Source organism: Corynebacterium pilosum DSM 20521 = CIP 103422, from assembly GCF_000373805.1.
In the GTDB taxonomy this organism is placed as follows: Bacteria; Actinomycetota; Actinomycetes; order Mycobacteriales; family Mycobacteriaceae; genus Corynebacterium; species Corynebacterium pilosum.
The window spans coordinates 1-15,511 of the sequence record NZ_KB892453.1; the positions used below are offsets into that span (position 1 = coordinate 1).

Sequence of the window (15,511 nt, forward strand, 5' to 3'; positions counted from 1 at the left end):
GCCCTGATGGAATCGATCAACGGGCTGTACAAGACCGAGTGCATCGGCTCCCGGATCTTCACCCCGGAGCGCTTGGAGTCGATCGTGGACGTGGAGCTGGCGACCATGTCGTGGGTGCAGTGGTACAACACCCGTCGACTGCACTCCACCCTCGGGATGGTCCCACCCGCGGAGCACGAGGAGACCTACTGGGCCGGGCACGCTACAATCACCGAGTCACCTGAGAGGGTGGCTCAGCCAATCTAACGGTGGCAACAAAACCGTGACGGTTCAGTTTAAAGAAGGAAGGCACCTGTGGCAGATTCCATCGTTCTGTGGCTCGAACAACTCATGACGATGCCCATTTTCTACCCCCTGGTCACCCTGCTGATCACCCTCGATGCGCTGGCGCCCATCGTCCCCTCGGAGACCGTGCTCAACCTTGCAGGCGCCTTCGCCGGCTCCCAGGGCGTTCCCAACGTGTGGCTTCTCATCGCCTTTTCCCTGCTTGGGGCCATCATTGGCGACAATATCTGCTACCTGATGGGGACCCGCTTGGTCACCTTCGTCAATCGACTCGACCCCGAGTCCAAGGCCGGCCAGTCCGTCACCTGGGTGCGCCGCAACATGCGCCGACGGGCAGGCGTGACCATTATCGTTGCCCGCTTCTTACCCTGGGCTCGCTGGGTGGCCACGATCATCCTCGGGTCCGTGCGGTACCCGTGGCCGGTCTTCTTCATCTACGACACGCTGGGCGCCACGCTCTGGGCGTTTCAGACCATCCTGATCGGCTACCTCGGCGGTGCGCTGTTCCGCGATAACCCGCTGCTGGGCATGCTCGTCGGTGTCATCCTGGGCACGCTGGTCGGAGGGTTGATCCAGAAGTTCCAGGAAAGGCTCTTCGAGTGGGCAGATGAGCGCCGCGGCGTGTCCCGCCTCTAGAACGTCGGCAGGCGCGATTGCCCTACCGCCTGGCTACGAGTTATACTTTTCCTACTTGTATAACTCCAGGCGTGGAGGTGCGGGTAGTGAACTCATCAGGAAGGCTCTGTCCCTGCTTGTAGACTCGAGGGCATGTCAGATCACAATGTGCACCCCGAATCTCAGTCACCGAAAGGCGAACATCGCAGGTTTGCAGCGACGTTGACGATCGGCGCGAAGGGGCAGATCGTCATCCCCAAGGCGGTGCGCGATATGTTCGGCTACGCCCCGGGCGACGATATCCTCCTGCTCGCCGACACGGAGCGTGGCATCGCGCTCATGCCGGTCAGCGAAACCGAGAAGCTACTCCCCGAGACGCCGCCGCACATCTAGAAGGGAACCATGGCAGCGATCACCTGCTCCCACGTTCGCCGCGTCTTCCGTGACCACGTCGCACTCGACGATGTCACCCTCACAGTCGAACCCCACCAAATCTTCGGCCTGCTGGGCCCCAATGGCTCCGGCAAGACCACGTTGCTCAACCAGATCCAAGGCCTCGACACACCCACCTCAGGCAGCGTCGAGGTGCTCGGCCTCGACCCACTGCGCGACCACGCCGAGCTCGTTCGTCGGCTAGGCAGCCAACACCAAGAATCGACCTCCCTGCCACGGCTGACGGTAAGCGAGACGATCCGCCTCTTCGCCGCGCTCTATCCCGACACCCGCGACCCCGAAGAGCTGATCGAAGCCCTCTCCCTGACAGAGAAGGCAGACGCGCGCGTCGAATCGCTCTCAGGCGGCCAGCGTCAGCGGGTCTTCATCGCGCTAGCGCTCATCCATGACCCGGAATTGCTGCTTTTCGACGAGCTCACCTCCGCCTTGGACCCGCACATCAAACACTCGATCTGGGACATCCTGCGCTCTCTCCGCGCCGACGACCGCACCATCGTCCTGACCACCCACTCCATGGAGGAAGCAGAAAAGCTCTGCGACCGGGTCGCCATCTTGGACGCCGGCCGCGCCCTCGCCGAGGGCAGCCCAGCCGAGCTGATCGAAAAGTTCGCCCCGGCTGCCACAGTCACGCTCTCGGCGGACATATCGCTTGACGACGATGAACTCGCCACAATCCCCGGTGTCACCAGCATTGAGCGTCTCGACGATTCCCTCCGTGTGACCGGCACCGGAGACTTCGCCGAGCGCCTTGCCGAACGCATCATCACCGCCGGAGACCGCCTAACTGAGCTGCGCATTGATCCGCCGACGCTGGAGGATGTTTTCCTTCACCTCACCGGCCGCGACAGCGCTACCACCGAGGAGGTGGCAAGCTAATGCGCGCCTACCGTGCCCTCACCACAGCTATGCTGAAGTCGCAGTTCCGCGAACCCGTGGGATTCTTCTTCCTCATCATCTTCTCCCCGGCGCTTCTCTTGTTCCTCGGCCTGATCTTCGGCAATGATCCCACGCCCGAGTTTGGTGGCCGAGGCCCCATCGACAACATGGCGCCCGGGATTATGGTGATGTCGATCCTGATCATTGGCGCAACCGTCCTCCCACAGGCTCAGGCGTTGCTGCGCACCACCGGTGCCCTGACCCGGCTGAAGATGACACCGCTGAAGCCATCGACCTATCTGGCCTCGGACATGACGGTGCACTTCGTGTCGGGAGTCATCGGCCCCGTGCTCACTCTGCTCGTGGCGCTCCTCGTCTTTGGTGTCGATGCCCCGCACAGCCTGCTTGGGCTGGCCGGCGCGATCGCCTTGGCGATGGTGACAATGCTCGCCGTCGGCTACGCGTTATCCGCAGTCATGCCCAGCCCCGGCGCCGCGACCGGTCTCGGGAACATGCTCATGATCTTGCTCATGCTCACCTCTGGGGCGTTCATCCCGGTGGCGGCGCTGTCCGATACAGTACAAAGGCTCTTCGAGTTCTCGCCCTCTTACCACATGGCAGGGCTTGTCGACGCAGCCTGGCAAGGCGAGGCATTCTCCCTCACCTCTGTCGCAGTGCTCCTCGGTGTGGCAGCAGTCGCGGGGTTGCTGGCGGTGCTGCTCTTCCGTCGTCGTTAAGAAGCCACAATAATGAAGGGCTCGACCAAGTCATGCCCCTGTGGGACCCCAATCTTCTTCCACATGTCGACGATCTCCGGCACCGGAGTGACCCTCACGTTGCCAAAACCCGCTTCTTTAAACACCGCGGTGTATTCATCAACGCTGCGGGCCAACGCCAAGGGCAGGTGAGAGACCACGTCACGGTTATAGAACGTGGAGAAAGCGCTGGTCCCCTCCCCAGAAGAGTTCTTCTCGATCGTCTCGAGACCGTCAGGAAAATGGAGCGCGTCAATGATCACGATCCGCCCACCCGGGCGTAGCACGTCCCGCCACCTGCGGACCGCTTCCAACGGCTCGGCCAGGGTCCACATCAGGTAACGATTGATCACCAGATCAAAGGTTCCGAAATTTCCGCAGTCCTCGACCGCATCGCCTTGCGCAAATTGCGGTCCGCCGTCGACAGCGGGCGCGCATTCGAGCATCCCCGGGGAGGTATCGATCCCCACAGTATCCCAGCCCAGCTCGTCGATAAGCATGGCGATATAGCCGGTGCCAGTGCCTACGTCGAGCGCCCGCCCGGGTGGTTCCGGCAACACTCGGCTCAGGTAAGACACCCAGATCTCGTGCTCAATTGCCTCGCGCTGTTCACCTGTTTGATCAGCGTGATAGCTTTCTGCCCTCTGGTTCCAGTAGTGGTCGAGCTGGGGCTGGATGGGGTTCAAAATCTTTTCTGTTCCTTGCTATTTTTGTTCTTACTCTGGGAGCTTGAACGTGAGGTGGACTCCTTCGTCATCTTCGAAGCGTCCCATCGAAATGTCATAGACAGGCTCAATGATCTCTGGGATCAGGACCTCGTGTGGTGTCCCGTCGGCCACAACCTTGCCCGCGTTCATGACAACGATACGATCGCAATACCTAGCGGCGAGGTTGAGGTCATGCAGCACGACCAATCCTCCCGTGTCATTATGTGCGACGAGAGCCAAGACTTCATGCTGGAAGCGGATGTCAAGGTGGTTCGTCGGCTCATCTAAGACCATGAACTCGGCATCCTGCGCCATCGCCCGTGCAATAAGCGTTCTTTGTCGCTCACCGCCGGAGAGCTGTGCGAAGTTATGCGAAGCCTTCTCGACGAGGCCAACATGACGCAGAACCCCTTCGACGATCTCCTGGTCTTCCTCGGACGGTGTCGACGAAAAACGCTGGTGTGGAAGGCGGCCCAGCAACACCAGTTCAGCAACCGTGACCGGGATTTCGGACACCGTTTCCTGGACCACCACGGCAAGCTTTTGCGCTAGTTCTTTCCGGGTCCATTGGGAAATGTCCTTGCCATCAACTTTGACAGTTCCGGAATCCGGGGTCTGGGACCCATAAAAGGTGCGCAGCAAGGTTGTCTTGCCACACCCGTTCGGGCCCACGATCCCGGTTAACTCGTGCCGCGGGACATCCAGATCGATTCCCTTGAGAATGGCACGGTCCCCAAAAGCGACATGTACGTCACGCGCTGCCAGCATCTAGAACGCCTGTGCCTCATCCAACAAGCGCTCCAGCCCCTCCAGGTTCAGCAGGCTTGCGTACTCGAGGAAGAAAATCGGCAACGCGATAATACGATCCTCTTGGACTGCAGGCATAGTTTCTGCGCCCTGCAACTCGCGCACAGCCTGGACGACTTCCTCCGGGTCACCTTCGGAGTACAGTGCGACGATCACCTCTGGGGAGCGGTCAACGATCTGCTCTGCGTTAACTTCGAAGACGCGATCAGACTCGTCGGCGAACACGTTTTCAAAGCCGGCAGTCTCCAAGATCGGGTGCGACATGGATCCGCGGCCGTACGCGTAGGTCACGCCGCCACCAATGGTCGGGTACAGCACTGCGGCAGAGAGCTGTTCAGTTTCATCCACCGAAGCCAGCGCATCGTCGATTTGTTGCTGCGTTTCTTCCTTCAGCTTCTCGCCCTCTTCTTCGCGGTCAAAGATGGTGGCGTACAAGTCGATGTGGGTGTTCACGTCCTCCCACTTCGCATCGCCCTCAAGGCCGCCGCAGGCGCCTTCTTCCAAGATCACAGGGATACCGTTCGGAGCGAGGGTATCTGGAGTGACGTTCGTGGTTTCGCCGATGACGATATCGGGGTTACTTGCGACGACTTCCTCACGCGAAATCTCAATGTGGCCGTTAGGCGCAAGCTCCTCCGAGAGGGACTCCACCTGATCCAGCTTCGCGTTCAGTTCGTCAGAGAAGTACTCATCCAGGAAGACACCGCCCTTAGCGGTCACTGCGTCGAAGACACCCAGTGCATCAAGGGTAGGAACGTTGGGCACGTGCAGAATGGTGACGCGCTCCGGCACACCCTCTAGCTCGATGGTGTCGCCACAGTTCTCCACGGTGATTGTCTCATCAGAAGAAGCGCTTTCCGCCTGGGTTGATTCCGCGCTGGCCGTCGAGCTGTCCTGGCTAGTAGCGGTGTCCTGGTTTGCAGAGTCATCCTGTGAACAGCTAGTCAGAAGCAGAGACGATGCAACGATCGTGGCCGCCAAGCGCTTCGCGTAGGTGCGTTTCATAATTGAAGTTCTCCTTGTTTTTGTCAGAGAGACGTGAGTTGAAAATTGAGTTATTAGCTCGCCGAGTACATCCGGCGAACAAGAACAAGCAGGAGCGGTGCGCCCACCAAGGCAGTGATGATGCCGATGGGAATCTCTTGAGGTGCCAGCAAGGTTCGAGCACCCAGATCCGCCAGGAGCAGCAAGATTGCCCCCAAGAGCGCAGAAACCGGAATGGTGTAGCGGTGGCTGCCACCAACCATGCGGCGCGCAAGGTGCGGAACAACCAAGCCGATGAAGCCGATACTGCCCACCATCGCCACGACCGATCCGATTAAGACACAGATCACGGCGAGGCAGATCATACGGAAGCGGGTGGGGTTAATACCCAGCGTCAGAGCAGTCTCATCGCCGATGGCCATGACGTCGAGGCGCCTGGACCACAGCCAGAGCACTATGCACACAACGACCACTACGACGGCCACCATGACCAGCGCACTGTTCCAGTTCGCAAGACCTAGGGATCCTAGAGTCCAGAACATGACCGAGCGTGAGCCTTCAGCAGTATCTGCACCGAAGACCATGAAGTTAGTCAACGCTGTCAGCGCATAGCCCACCGCCACACCAGCCATGAGCAGCCGAATCGATGTCATTGATCCCTGGCTTCGCGCTACGAAGAAAATCAGCAACGAAGCCAAGAACGCACCGACGAAAGCGCTGGCTTGAAGCGCAAAGTCACCGAAGATGGCCCCGAATCCGAAAAGAATTGCTGCCGCTGCACCACTACTAGCACCGGAGTTGATACCGATCACGTACGGGTCTGCCAGGACGTTACGCACCAGCGTCTGCATGATCAGGCCAGCAACCGCCAGGCCCGCCCCGGCGAGTGCACCAAGGACGACTCGCGGGGTACGAATTTCCCAGATCACCGCGTTATTGGTAGCGGAGTCCAAGGAGGCGGTATCTCCAGTGATGTTGGCGCGGATGACGGCGACGACGTCGGCGATCGGCACAGCAACCGATCCCCACGCGATACCCGCCACCGCCATAAGCACCAGCAATATGACTAAGGCAACAGAGATCCATCGCGCGCGAAGGCGCCCTTCTTCCAAGCCAAGTATGTCTGCAGGTTTAGTCACACAACAAATCTAGCATTCAATTGAATAATATCAACCTGGAAAGGAAAACCTGCCCCTCCAGCAATCTTGCACCAGGTCCATTCCCCCATGACCAGGCACTTTAGAATCCAGCGGTGCAGGATGGCGCCATCTCGCACCGCTCAGATATAAACCCGCAGGTCACGCTACACCCCACCTGGTGCAGGTTTGCCACCCCCAAGAAAAACACCCACGGTACAAGCCCGCGGGTGTTCGTCGTCAAGCGAAATCTTAAAGCGCAGTTACCTGCTGTGCCTGTGGGCCCTTCGCGCCCTCGCCGATCTCGAATTCGACCTTCTGGTTCTCCTCGAGGGTACGGAAGCCCGAGCCCTGAATTTCGGAGTAGTGGACGAAGACGTCGGAGGATCCGTCGTCGGGAGCGATGAAGCCGAAGCCCTTTTCAGCGTTGAACCATTTGACAGTTCCGGTAGCCATTTTGTAGACCTTTCGTGGGTTGCCGGTAGTGTTACGACACCGACGTTTTGTCGGCGACGGGTCTTTCCGAATCACCAGGTCTAGCTATTAAACCTGGTGCCCGCGGATAACGTTCCTTCGCGAGCACCTTGTGGGCGCGCACAGAATCTGCGACCACCTTCAGTGTGCCACGAATGACATGGTTTTGACAGGGTAAAAGTAATAATTGTTCGCTTATGCAAGGTTTGACTACACCCTAAAAGGTGAAGGATAGATGTCCAAAAATTTTGGATCCGAAATAATCGGCCAGCTCACACGCCGTTTCCCAAGCTCACGGCTGACGCACGTGGCCACCACCGAACCGGTCAACGCACGCTTCGATGAGTGGCCCACGTGGGTGCACCCGACACTTCGTCAGTCGCTTATCGACGAAGGCGTCGACCGTTTGTACTCACACCAAGTGCAGTGTGCCGAGGCCGCCTGGGCCGGCCAGGACGTGGTTATCTCAACCGGGACATCATCGGGAAAGTCGCTGGGTTATCTGCTGCCGGTGCTCAGCCACCTGGCCGCCGACCCCACGGCCTGCGCCTTGTATTTAACGCCCACGAAGGCCTTGGGCTCCGACCAGCTGCATGCCGTGCAGCGCCTCGTGCGCCAGGTCGAAGACCTCGCCGGGGTACACCCCGCACCCTATGACGGGGACACTCCCACCGAGGCGCGTGCCGGGATCCGCGAGACCACCCGCTTCGTCTTTTCCAATCCGGACATGGTGCATGCCGGCATGCTGGCAGCACACCAGCGTTGGGCGCGGCTTCTGCGCCACCTGAAGTTCATCGTGGTGGATGAGTGCCACACCTATCGTGGCGTGTTCGGCGCAAATGTTGCCTTGGTGCTGCGCCGGCTGTTGCGTGTGGCCAAGTTATATGGTGCGGCGCCTGTGGTGGTGCTGGCGTCTGCCACCGCGGCTGACCCGGCCGGCCAAGCATCGCGGCTGATTGGGCGCGACGTCGTGGCGATTACCGAGGACACCGCCCCGCGCGGCGAGCGCACCGTAGCCCTTTGGGAACCCGGTTTCATCGAGGGCGCCGAGGGCGAACACGGGGCACCGGTGCGACGCGCCGCCACCACCGAAGCCGCCGAGGTCATGGCAGCGCTTGTCGCAGAGGGGTTACGCACGCTCACTTTTGTGCGTTCCCGGCGCGCGGCAGAAATCGTCGCTATGCGTACCGCGGAAGAGCTTGTTGTTGCTGGTCGTGCGGATTTTTCCTCCCGCATCGCGTCCTATCGTGCGGGGTATTTGGCGGAGGATCGTCGCGCGTTAGAGCGCAAGTTGGATGAGGGCGAGTTGCTGGGCGTTGCGACGACGAATGCCTTGGAGTTAGGCATCGACGTGGGCGGATTGGATGCTGTGGTGATGGCCGGTTTTCCCGGCACCGTGGCGTCTTTTACCCAGCAGGCAGGCCGTGCGGGTAGGCGTGGCCAGGGTTCCGTCGTGGTGATGGTGGCGCGCGACGAGCCGATGGATACCTACCTGGTCAATCACCCCGAGGCGCTTCTGGGGCGCCCGGTGGAGAACTCCGTATTTAATCCGCACAACCCCTACGTGTTGTGGGGGCACATGTACTGCGCCGCGGTGGAGGCTCCGCTGACCACACGCGATGTCGAGGCTTTCGACGCCCACGATGTTGTCGACGATCTCACCGCCCGCGGCCTCCTGCGCAAACGTCCTCACGGCTGGTTCGCGGTTCCCCAGCTGGAGGGTGAGATCAATCCCGAGTCCGCGCACTCCGCAGTGTCTTTGCGTGGGGGTTCGGGCGAGGAGGTCATGATCGTCGATATGTCTGACGGCCGCCTGCTGGGCACCATCGATTCTGCCCGCGCGGGCGCCCAAGTTCATGCCGGGGCGGTGTATATCCACCAGGGTGAGTACTACGTGATCGAGGAGCTTGACCTGGAGAGTTACGTGGCTTTGGCGAAGCCGGAGGCCGTGGATTATTCCACGCAGGCACGCTCGACGACGGACATCCGCATCCTTTCCACTGAGCTTGACGACGAGCACCTGATCAACTTTTCTCCTGGCCTCTGGGTGGCAAACGTGGATGTGGAAGTCACTGACCACGTCACCGGGTACGTGGTGCGCCTGGCCGACGGTACTGTGAGCGAACACGTCCCCTTGGACTTGCCGGAACAGACCCTGATCACCCGTGCTGTGGCCTACACGATCGATCCGCAGGCACTGGAAGCAATGGGCATTGCCGCTGGTGAGATCCCCGGCGCGCTGCATGCCGCTGAGCATGCTGCCATTGGCCTGTTGCCCCTGCTGGCCACTTGCGACCGCTGGGACATTGGAGGTGTGTCCACCGCGTTGCACGAGGACACCATGTTGCCCACCGTTTTCGTCTATGACGGTCACCCTGGTGGTGCCGGTTTCGCTGACGAAGGCTTTGCCCGCTTCCACGGGTGGATCACCGCCACCTTTGAGGCTGTGCAGGCGTGCGGGTGTGAGTCCGGCTGCCCGTCGTGCGTGCAATCGCCAAAGTGCGGCAATGGCAACCAACCGCTGAATAAGGCGGCGGCACTGAAGCTGCTGGGAGCTTTAGTGACGATGACGGCTAGCCGCTCACGCACCTAGTAGGGGTAGTCGGTTCCAGAAGGCTCTTTTCACAGAGGCCCGGCGCGCGAGGTTGCCTCAGCAAGGGGCACGGTGAGCGTGACGACGACATCTGCTTCCACCGTCTCACAGGTTGTGAGACTCGCGTTGTTGAGTTCTGCGGTGTGGCGTGCAATGACGCACGGGTTGTGTCCGCTGTACAAGGCTGTCGCACCCGCGACCGCGGCCAAGTCTGCTGCGACCTGGACGCGGTGCGATCCCACCACATGCCCCACCGCACCAGCAACCACCAATAGCAATGCAGTCACGGCCGTGATGATGCCTGCGGAGGCCACGGTGGCGGCGCCGGAATCGTCGGCAAGCACACTGCGGACGCTGCGGAATCTGGGAGTCGTGCGCATCAGCGGTACTCCACTGGGTAGGCAGCGGTGGCCTCAGCGGTGCCGATGGCCGCTGGTACCCGGGCGGTGACTTCGACGATGCCGCCGGATTCGCGGACGGTCACGTCGGCGGTCCCTGGATCGAAGTCGACGCCGATGGCGTGTGCTCGGGCGGCGGCACCGGCGATATCGATGGCGCTGATGTGAGCTGCCATGGTGGCGATCGCCGCAACAATGCCCGCGGCAACCACCATCAATGTGGCCAACGATAAGGCGGCCTCGATGGTGACGGAACCGCGGTCATTAGTTAGCGTGCGGATGCTCATGAGATACTTGTTAGTTGCCTGGCGTGTTGCTCAAAGCATCGGTGATGATTCCCTCTATGGCATCAACCACCCCGTTGCCATTGATCACCATGTACAGCACCGCTGCCAGGGCAGCTGCAGCCAAAGATCCCATGGCGTACTCAATTGTCGACATTCCACGATCATTGCTGGTTAAGTCGTGAAAACGAGAGTAAAAGCGGGAGTAGAAGCGGACGTATGAGCGAGTCAGAAAAGTGTTCATGATGGTTCTCCTTGAAATGTGAGTGAGTAATTAATAGGTAGGTAGTAGTTCTGATCCCAGGCTGATCACCACGGGGGCAAGTCCTAGGACGAAGAAGGCGGGTAGGAAACAGAGCGCAAGCGGGATGGCGATCATCACGCCTGCACGTTCGGCACGAGCGGTGGATTCGTCCACGCACTGTGCGCGCAGTGTGGCCGCGATTCGCTCGCAGCCCTGCGCCAATCCAGCACCGGTGGTGCTGGATAACGCGACCAAGCTAGCCACATCAGACAGTCCTGGAATACCAGTGGCGTGTGCCCAGGCGCGTTCCGGTTCGACACCGAGCGAGCTCAAGGCGGCCACCGTGGACCAGGCGTCCCCGAGCGGATCAGAGGCTCTGGTGTGGGTAGCAGACACCGCAGCGACGGCAGTGGTGACCGGTTGGCCTGCCCGGAGGCACGCGGCAAACAGGTCGACGTCAGCGGCGATGGCTAGGAGGTCCCAGGGCCCGTCGCGCGGTGTCGCACCCTGGCTGCGCTGCGAACGCCTAGCTCCACTACCCTGAGCAAGCCCTGCCAAGCGCCCAGCGGGATGCGGGGCTGTGATTACCAACAAGCCGGCGAGGATGAGTACAAAAGTCATGCGGCTGCCCTCGCAACGATCACGTGGGAGATCAGGATTCCGGCACACGTCAACGCAGTACCGACCAGGAGCAGCACCCCGCCTAAAGAGGTAGTGGTGAGAAACTTCACCGGGCTGGCCCCCATCAGCATGCCCATTCCAATCCCAGCCACAGGCAGCACAGCCAGGACCAACGCCGTTGACTGAGGCCCCGCCAGCGAGGACTGCGTGGCCGCGCGGTGTCGCTGAGCGGTGTCGATCCGGTCCCGGGCTTTCTCCAGCAGCGTGGCCAGCGGAATGCCGTGGTTTTCGGCCAGCGCCCAAACATTGCCCAGGCGGCGCAGCTCTTCGGCCTCAGCATCAAGGAACGCCGTTGCTCCTGAGCCACCACGGCGGACATAGGCATCGGCACGCGTGATGGCGGTCCGCACGTCAGGTGGGCTGCTCGTCGGCACGCGCGTCGCTGCGTGGTGGCAGGCGTGGGCAATGGTGGCCCCGGCGCGAAGGTCGGCCAGCATGTGCCCCAAAAAATCGGCGATGACTTCGCGTTCTCGTGCGCGTTGGGCCTGCTCACGCCGGCCATTGAGCACCCACAGGCCGGTCATCGCGGCGAGCGTGACAGCCACTGTGACAAGCACCTTGTCCGTGGCCACTGCTACCACGGCGGCGAGGATGGCACCCGCTGTGATGAGGTGCCGGGCTGACAGCGCCCGCCTAGACGCCACAAGTCGGCCAGCTGGGGCACCGGGGGCGACGAGTAGGCCCGCGGCAAACAAGAAGGCGGTCATGGCGTACTCACCCCGGCAATGCGCTCGAGCTCTTCGAAGCCTTCGAGTGGGCCATCGTCGGCAGTCCAGCAGGCGGTCGCGCGCACCGGGGTCCCGGACAGCAGGCCGATCTGGTCCAGCCTGCGCACTCCCCCAGGCCCGCGCTTCATCACCAGCACCACCTTGACCGCGGCCGCTAGCTGCGCGTGCAGTGCTGCCGGTTCCAGCCCTCCCAGCGCCCCGAGCGCTTCGATACGCGCGGGGACCTCGGCCAGGGAGTTGGCGTGCACGGTTCCGGCGCCACCTTCGTGGCCGGTGTTGAGCGCTGCCAGCAGATCGACAACTTCCGCGCCACGGATCTCGCCCACCACAATCCGGTCGGGGCGCATGCGCAGAGTTTGTTTCAGCAGGTCGCTCATGGTGATGGCGCCGCGGCCCTCCGTGTTGGGTCCACGCGTGGTCAGGTTCACCACGTGCGGATGATCGGGCGCAAGTTCGACAGTGTCCTCAATAGCCACGATCCGCTCGTCGTGAGGCACCTCGGCCAGCATCGCACCCAGCAGGGTGGTCTTGCCGGAGCCGGTCCCGCCGACAACCAGGAAGGATGCGTGTCGACGAACGATGCCCCGCACCACTTCGACTATCTGAGCGGGGATACTGCTCCGGCGAACTAGGTCATCGAGCGTGGTGGTGGAATGCCGCAGGATGCGCAGCGAAATGCAGGTGCCTTGGGCCGCCGGCGGGGCCAGGGCCGCGTGGATGCGCACCAAGGTGCCGTCAGGCCTGGTGAGGTGGCCATCGAGGAAGGGCTGAGCATCGTCGAGCCTGCGGCCGCACGCGCTGGCGAGGCGGGTGGCTAAACGCCGAACTTCAGGGTCACTGCTAAAAGTGAGGTCCGTCAGTTCCAGCCCGCGGCCGCAGTCAATGAACACTTGATCGGGCCCATTGACGCAGATATCGGTCACTCCCGGCCGGGACGCGAGGGCTTCAAGGGCTCCCAGTCCTTGTGTGTCGTGGCGTAGGGCGCGCATCGTTTCAAGCACGTCGACATCGCTGATCACTACTGCTTCCTCCCGGATGATCCGGGCCAGCTCGGCTGGATCGACGCTAGAAGAATCACCGCCTGGGCTCTCTGTGGCATCGGCGAGCCGGCGCTGGATACGCTCCAGGGTGTCAGGGCTTAAGGTCATGACAGTCCCACCGCCTGCCAGATCGCCGTCGCTGTCGTGGACAAAGCGCGCGGGAGGCGCTGTGGCAGTCCCGTGGTCTCCAGGGTGCGTGTGAGTTTGGTGATGTGCGGAAGCTCGGCGATCACGTCGGCACGCGCGATCTTTTCCAGCTCTTCTGCGCTGATCCCGGACCACCCGCGGTGGCGTAGTACTAGGCCAACGCTCTGGCTGGCGGCACGGCGTTCGGCGACGATCCGGGCAGCGGTGGCAGCGGCGCGGACCTCAGCGGGGACCACGACCACCACGTAGGTGCTGCGCGGAGGAATCAAATAAGGCGCTGTATCCACCACGGTGACACCTGCGGATCCCAGCGCCGCAAGCACCGCGTCGAGCTCCTCGGCAGTGATCTGGAAAGGATCGTCGATGGTTGTGCGCACGCTGGTGAGCACGCGGATATCGTCTGTCGTGGCAGGCAGTGCGCGGCGCAGGTCATTACGGTGGACTTCCCCGTCCCCCACCGTGATCTCACCCCAGCGCGCTCCCGTCTCCTCTTCGATCCCCAAGAGTAGGTCTAGGCCGCCGGAATAACGCCCAGCATCGACGAGTACCGGCGCGTGCTCGTGGCCTGCGGCTCTCGCCAAGGCTGCAGCCAGGGTCGATGTTCCTGCCCCGCCGGCAGCCCCGACCAGCGTGAGTACCGTCGCGCCGCCGCTTTCCGACGACCCCGGTGAGTCTTCGGCGGCCGACACCTTGCCGATCGCCGCAAGCAGCTCACCTGCCTGGGCTGGCAGAATAAATACCCCGCTTGCGTGTACCTGCAGCGCCGCTTCAAAGTCGATGTCGGCAGCATCCGCCGTGACGAAGTAGACGCCGTTGCGGCGCGGTGGTGCCGATAAGGCGGCCGCGGTGGCAGCGTCAATGATCACCGCATGGGCACGCGACCATTGGTTAGCGACGGTAGCGGGATCGCGCGTATCGACGATCGGCCTGCCGGTCGCCGCTGCGAGGTGGAGCGCTTCGGGGTGCAGTGCGGGGTCTTCCACTGCGACCAGCATCGGTGTGTGCTCGAGTGTGTTCGGTCTCATAACTGTGATGATGCTGCACTCACACATGCTTTACGCAGCACGTTTTCCCGCTGTGGATAACCCGACACTTCCGTGGATACGTCAACAAGATTCTGTGGATAACCCCTCGTCGACACGCACCTTTCTGACATAACGTGATGCCCGGCAGCTCGGCGCCTGGTGACGCTGAAAATAAGGGACGGCCCGCGCCTCGGGGGGTGCGCGCGGGCCGTCAAGTAACCCGGCCTCGGGGGGCGAGCCGGGGCAGGCCACACTGTATATCGGGGCCATGCACTGACGATTATGGCACGCGCAATGGATTTTTGACAAGAGCTAATTAGCACAAATCTACGAATTTTTACTTTACCGCGCTTAACCTGCGCTTATGTGCCGTGAAAAATTTGCCGATTTTCCCAATACTCACTTCCGTCACTTAACTTTCCATATCAGTTAGGGCTACACTAAGGCCCATGCACCAGAACAGCGCCGCTTCACCCGCGTCTGAGGCGCGGCCCGTCGCCGCGTTTTTTGATCTTGATAAAACCATCATCGCCACCTCCTCCGCCTTCGCTTTCGGCCGCGAATTCATGAATAACGGCCTGATCACCAAACAAGAGGCCTTGGAGATGTACCTGGCCAAGACCTCTTATATGTTCGGAGGAATGTCCAGCAGTGAGATGGATTCCACACGCGACCAGCTCAGCCAGCTCGTCGCCGGATGGTCTGTCGACGAGGTACGGCGCATCACCGATGAGACGCTCCACAGCGTGGTCACTCCCGCCATCTACACCGAGGCCCGCGAGCTCATCGCCTTCCACAAGGCCGCCGGACATGAAATCGTGATCATCTCTGCCTCAGCGATCCAGCTGGTCGAGCCGATCGCCAAGGAACTTGGGATCGAACACGTTGTAGCCACCGAAATGGAAGTCAAAGACGGCCGCTTCACCGGCAATATCACCCGCTACCTGAAGGGCGAGGCCAAGGCCGACGCGATCGTCGAGCTGAGCAAACGCTACAACCTGGACTTGGAAAACAGCTACGCCTACTCGGATTCCGCCACAGATATCCCGATGTTGGCGCAGGTAGGCAATCCCGTCGCCGTCAACCCGGACCGCGCGATGAAGAAGCACGCCCTCGAGCACGGTTGGGAAGTCAACACCTTCAAAAACCCAGAGCCCCTCTTCCACGCCCCCTCTGCGAAGGAAGTCTCCATCGGGGCAGGTGTTCTGGCCGGGATCGCCGCCATCACGGTCGGCGGCGTGTGGGTGGCTCAGCGTCTGCGCAAAGATACCGCTTAACG

The 15,511-nt window shown here is 61.5% G+C and carries 19 protein-coding genes; 7 read left to right on the forward strand and 12 right to left on the reverse strand.

Translation table 11 applies throughout. From position 1 onward, the window contains the following. The 5 genes from B097_RS12620 to B097_RS0106585 all read left to right on the forward strand — a co-directional run. On the forward strand, nt 1-246 hold a 246-nt coding region (locus tag B097_RS12620; RefSeq protein WP_018581742.1), incomplete at its 5' end, for an integrase core domain-containing protein. Nucleotides 247-294: 48 nt separating this feature from the next. After that, a complete protein-coding gene (locus tag B097_RS0106570) occupies nt 295-921 on the forward strand; it encodes a DedA family protein (protein WP_018581743.1) in 627 nt (208 codons plus the stop codon). 132 nt (nt 922-1,053) lie between these two features. Further along, nucleotides 1,054-1,293 carry an AbrB/MazE/SpoVT family DNA-binding domain-containing protein gene (locus B097_RS0106575; RefSeq protein WP_018581744.1) on the forward strand — a complete coding sequence of 80 codons (240 nt, stop codon included), beginning with the start codon at nt 1,054-1,056 and terminating at the stop codon, nt 1,291-1,293. Nucleotides 1,294-1,302: 9 nt separating this feature from the next. Beyond that, complete coding sequence (locus B097_RS0106580) at nt 1,303-2,229, forward strand: ABC transporter ATP-binding protein (RefSeq protein ID WP_018581745.1); 927 nt, start codon at nt 1,303-1,305, stop codon at nt 2,227-2,229. Beyond that, nucleotides 2,229-2,966, forward strand: coding sequence for an ABC transporter permease (locus B097_RS0106585; protein WP_018581746.1), 738 nt, complete (start codon nt 2,229-2,231; stop codon nt 2,964-2,966). The genes B097_RS0106580 and B097_RS0106585 overlap by 1 nt, the downstream gene beginning before the upstream one ends. Here B097_RS0106585 and B097_RS13130 read toward each other — a convergent pair. The 5 genes from B097_RS13130 to B097_RS0106610 form a co-directional block, all read right to left on the reverse strand. Continuing rightward, a complete protein-coding gene (locus tag B097_RS13130) occupies nt 2,963-3,670 on the reverse strand; it encodes a class I SAM-dependent methyltransferase (protein ID WP_018581747.1) in 708 nt (235 codons plus the stop codon). The two genes, B097_RS0106585 and B097_RS13130, sit on opposite strands and share 4 nt — an antisense overlap. 30 nt (nt 3,671-3,700) lie before the next feature. Continuing rightward, nucleotides 3,701-4,459, reverse strand: a complete 759-nt coding sequence (locus B097_RS0106595) for an ABC transporter ATP-binding protein (RefSeq protein ID WP_018581748.1) — start codon at nt 4,457-4,459, stop codon at nt 3,701-3,703. Then, complete coding sequence (locus B097_RS12630) at nt 4,460-5,503, reverse strand: ABC transporter substrate-binding protein (RefSeq protein WP_018581749.1); 1,044 nt, start codon at nt 5,501-5,503, stop codon at nt 4,460-4,462. Between the two features lie 53 nt (nt 5,504-5,556). Further along, nucleotides 5,557-6,621, reverse strand: coding sequence for a FecCD family ABC transporter permease (locus tag B097_RS0106605; RefSeq protein WP_026254362.1), 1,065 nt, complete (start codon nt 6,619-6,621; stop codon nt 5,557-5,559). Between the two features lie 249 nt (nt 6,622-6,870). Continuing rightward, nucleotides 6,871-7,074 carry a cold-shock protein gene (locus B097_RS0106610; RefSeq protein ID WP_018581751.1) on the reverse strand — a complete coding sequence of 68 codons (204 nt, stop codon included), beginning with the start codon at nt 7,072-7,074 and terminating at the stop codon, nt 6,871-6,873. A gap of 253 nt (nt 7,075-7,327) precedes the next feature. Between B097_RS0106610 and B097_RS0106615 the strand changes: the two genes are divergently transcribed. Further along, the gene (locus tag B097_RS0106615; protein WP_018581752.1) at nt 7,328-9,685 is read left to right on the forward strand and encodes a DEAD/DEAH box helicase; all 2,358 of its coding nucleotides are present in this window, start codon (nt 7,328-7,330) and stop codon (nt 9,683-9,685) included. A 29-nt stretch (nt 9,686-9,714) separates the two neighbouring features. Here B097_RS0106615 and B097_RS0106620 read toward each other — a convergent pair whose 3' ends face one another. Genes B097_RS0106620 through ssd form a run of 7 tightly spaced genes read right to left on the reverse strand, consistent with a single transcriptional unit; the run spans nt 9,715 to nt 14,232 of the window. Then, on the reverse strand, nt 9,715-10,065 hold the full coding sequence (locus tag B097_RS0106620; RefSeq protein ID WP_018581753.1) for an Rv3654c family TadE-like protein: 351 nt from the start codon (nt 10,063-10,065) through the stop codon (nt 9,715-9,717). Beyond that, nucleotides 10,065-10,370, reverse strand: coding sequence for a hypothetical protein (locus B097_RS0106625; protein ID WP_018581754.1), 306 nt, complete (start codon nt 10,368-10,370; stop codon nt 10,065-10,067). The genes B097_RS0106620 and B097_RS0106625 overlap by 1 nt, the downstream gene beginning before the upstream one ends. A 10-nt stretch (nt 10,371-10,380) precedes the next feature. Continuing rightward, nucleotides 10,381-10,611 (reverse strand): DUF4244 domain-containing protein, encoded by a 231-nt coding sequence (locus B097_RS13805; protein WP_018581755.1) that lies wholly within the window; start codon nt 10,609-10,611, stop codon nt 10,381-10,383. Between the two features lie 30 nt (nt 10,612-10,641). After that, nucleotides 10,642-11,232 (reverse strand): type II secretion system F family protein, encoded by a 591-nt coding sequence (locus tag B097_RS0106635; RefSeq protein ID WP_018581756.1) that lies wholly within the window; start codon nt 11,230-11,232, stop codon nt 10,642-10,644. Further along, nucleotides 11,229-11,999, reverse strand: a complete 771-nt coding sequence (locus B097_RS0106640) for a type II secretion system F family protein (protein WP_018581757.1) — start codon at nt 11,997-11,999, stop codon at nt 11,229-11,231. The genes B097_RS0106635 and B097_RS0106640 overlap by 4 nt, the downstream gene beginning before the upstream one ends. After that, nucleotides 11,996-13,168, reverse strand: a complete 1,173-nt coding sequence (locus tag B097_RS0106645) for a TadA family conjugal transfer-associated ATPase (RefSeq protein WP_018581758.1) — start codon at nt 13,166-13,168, stop codon at nt 11,996-11,998. Before B097_RS0106645 ends, B097_RS0106640 begins: the two co-directional genes overlap by 4 nt. Continuing rightward, nucleotides 13,165-14,232, reverse strand: coding sequence for a septum site-determining protein Ssd (gene ssd / locus B097_RS0106650; protein ID WP_244911211.1), 1,068 nt, complete (start codon nt 14,230-14,232; stop codon nt 13,165-13,167). The genes B097_RS0106645 and ssd overlap by 4 nt, the downstream gene beginning before the upstream one ends. A gap of 449 nt (nt 14,233-14,681) precedes the next feature. On the opposite strand from ssd, the gene B097_RS0106655 reads away from it, so the two are divergent. Further along, complete coding sequence (locus tag B097_RS0106655; protein ID WP_018581760.1) at nt 14,682-15,509, forward strand: HAD family hydrolase; 828 nt, start codon at nt 14,682-14,684, stop codon at nt 15,507-15,509. The last annotated feature ends 2 nt before the right edge of the window (nt 15,510-15,511 follow it).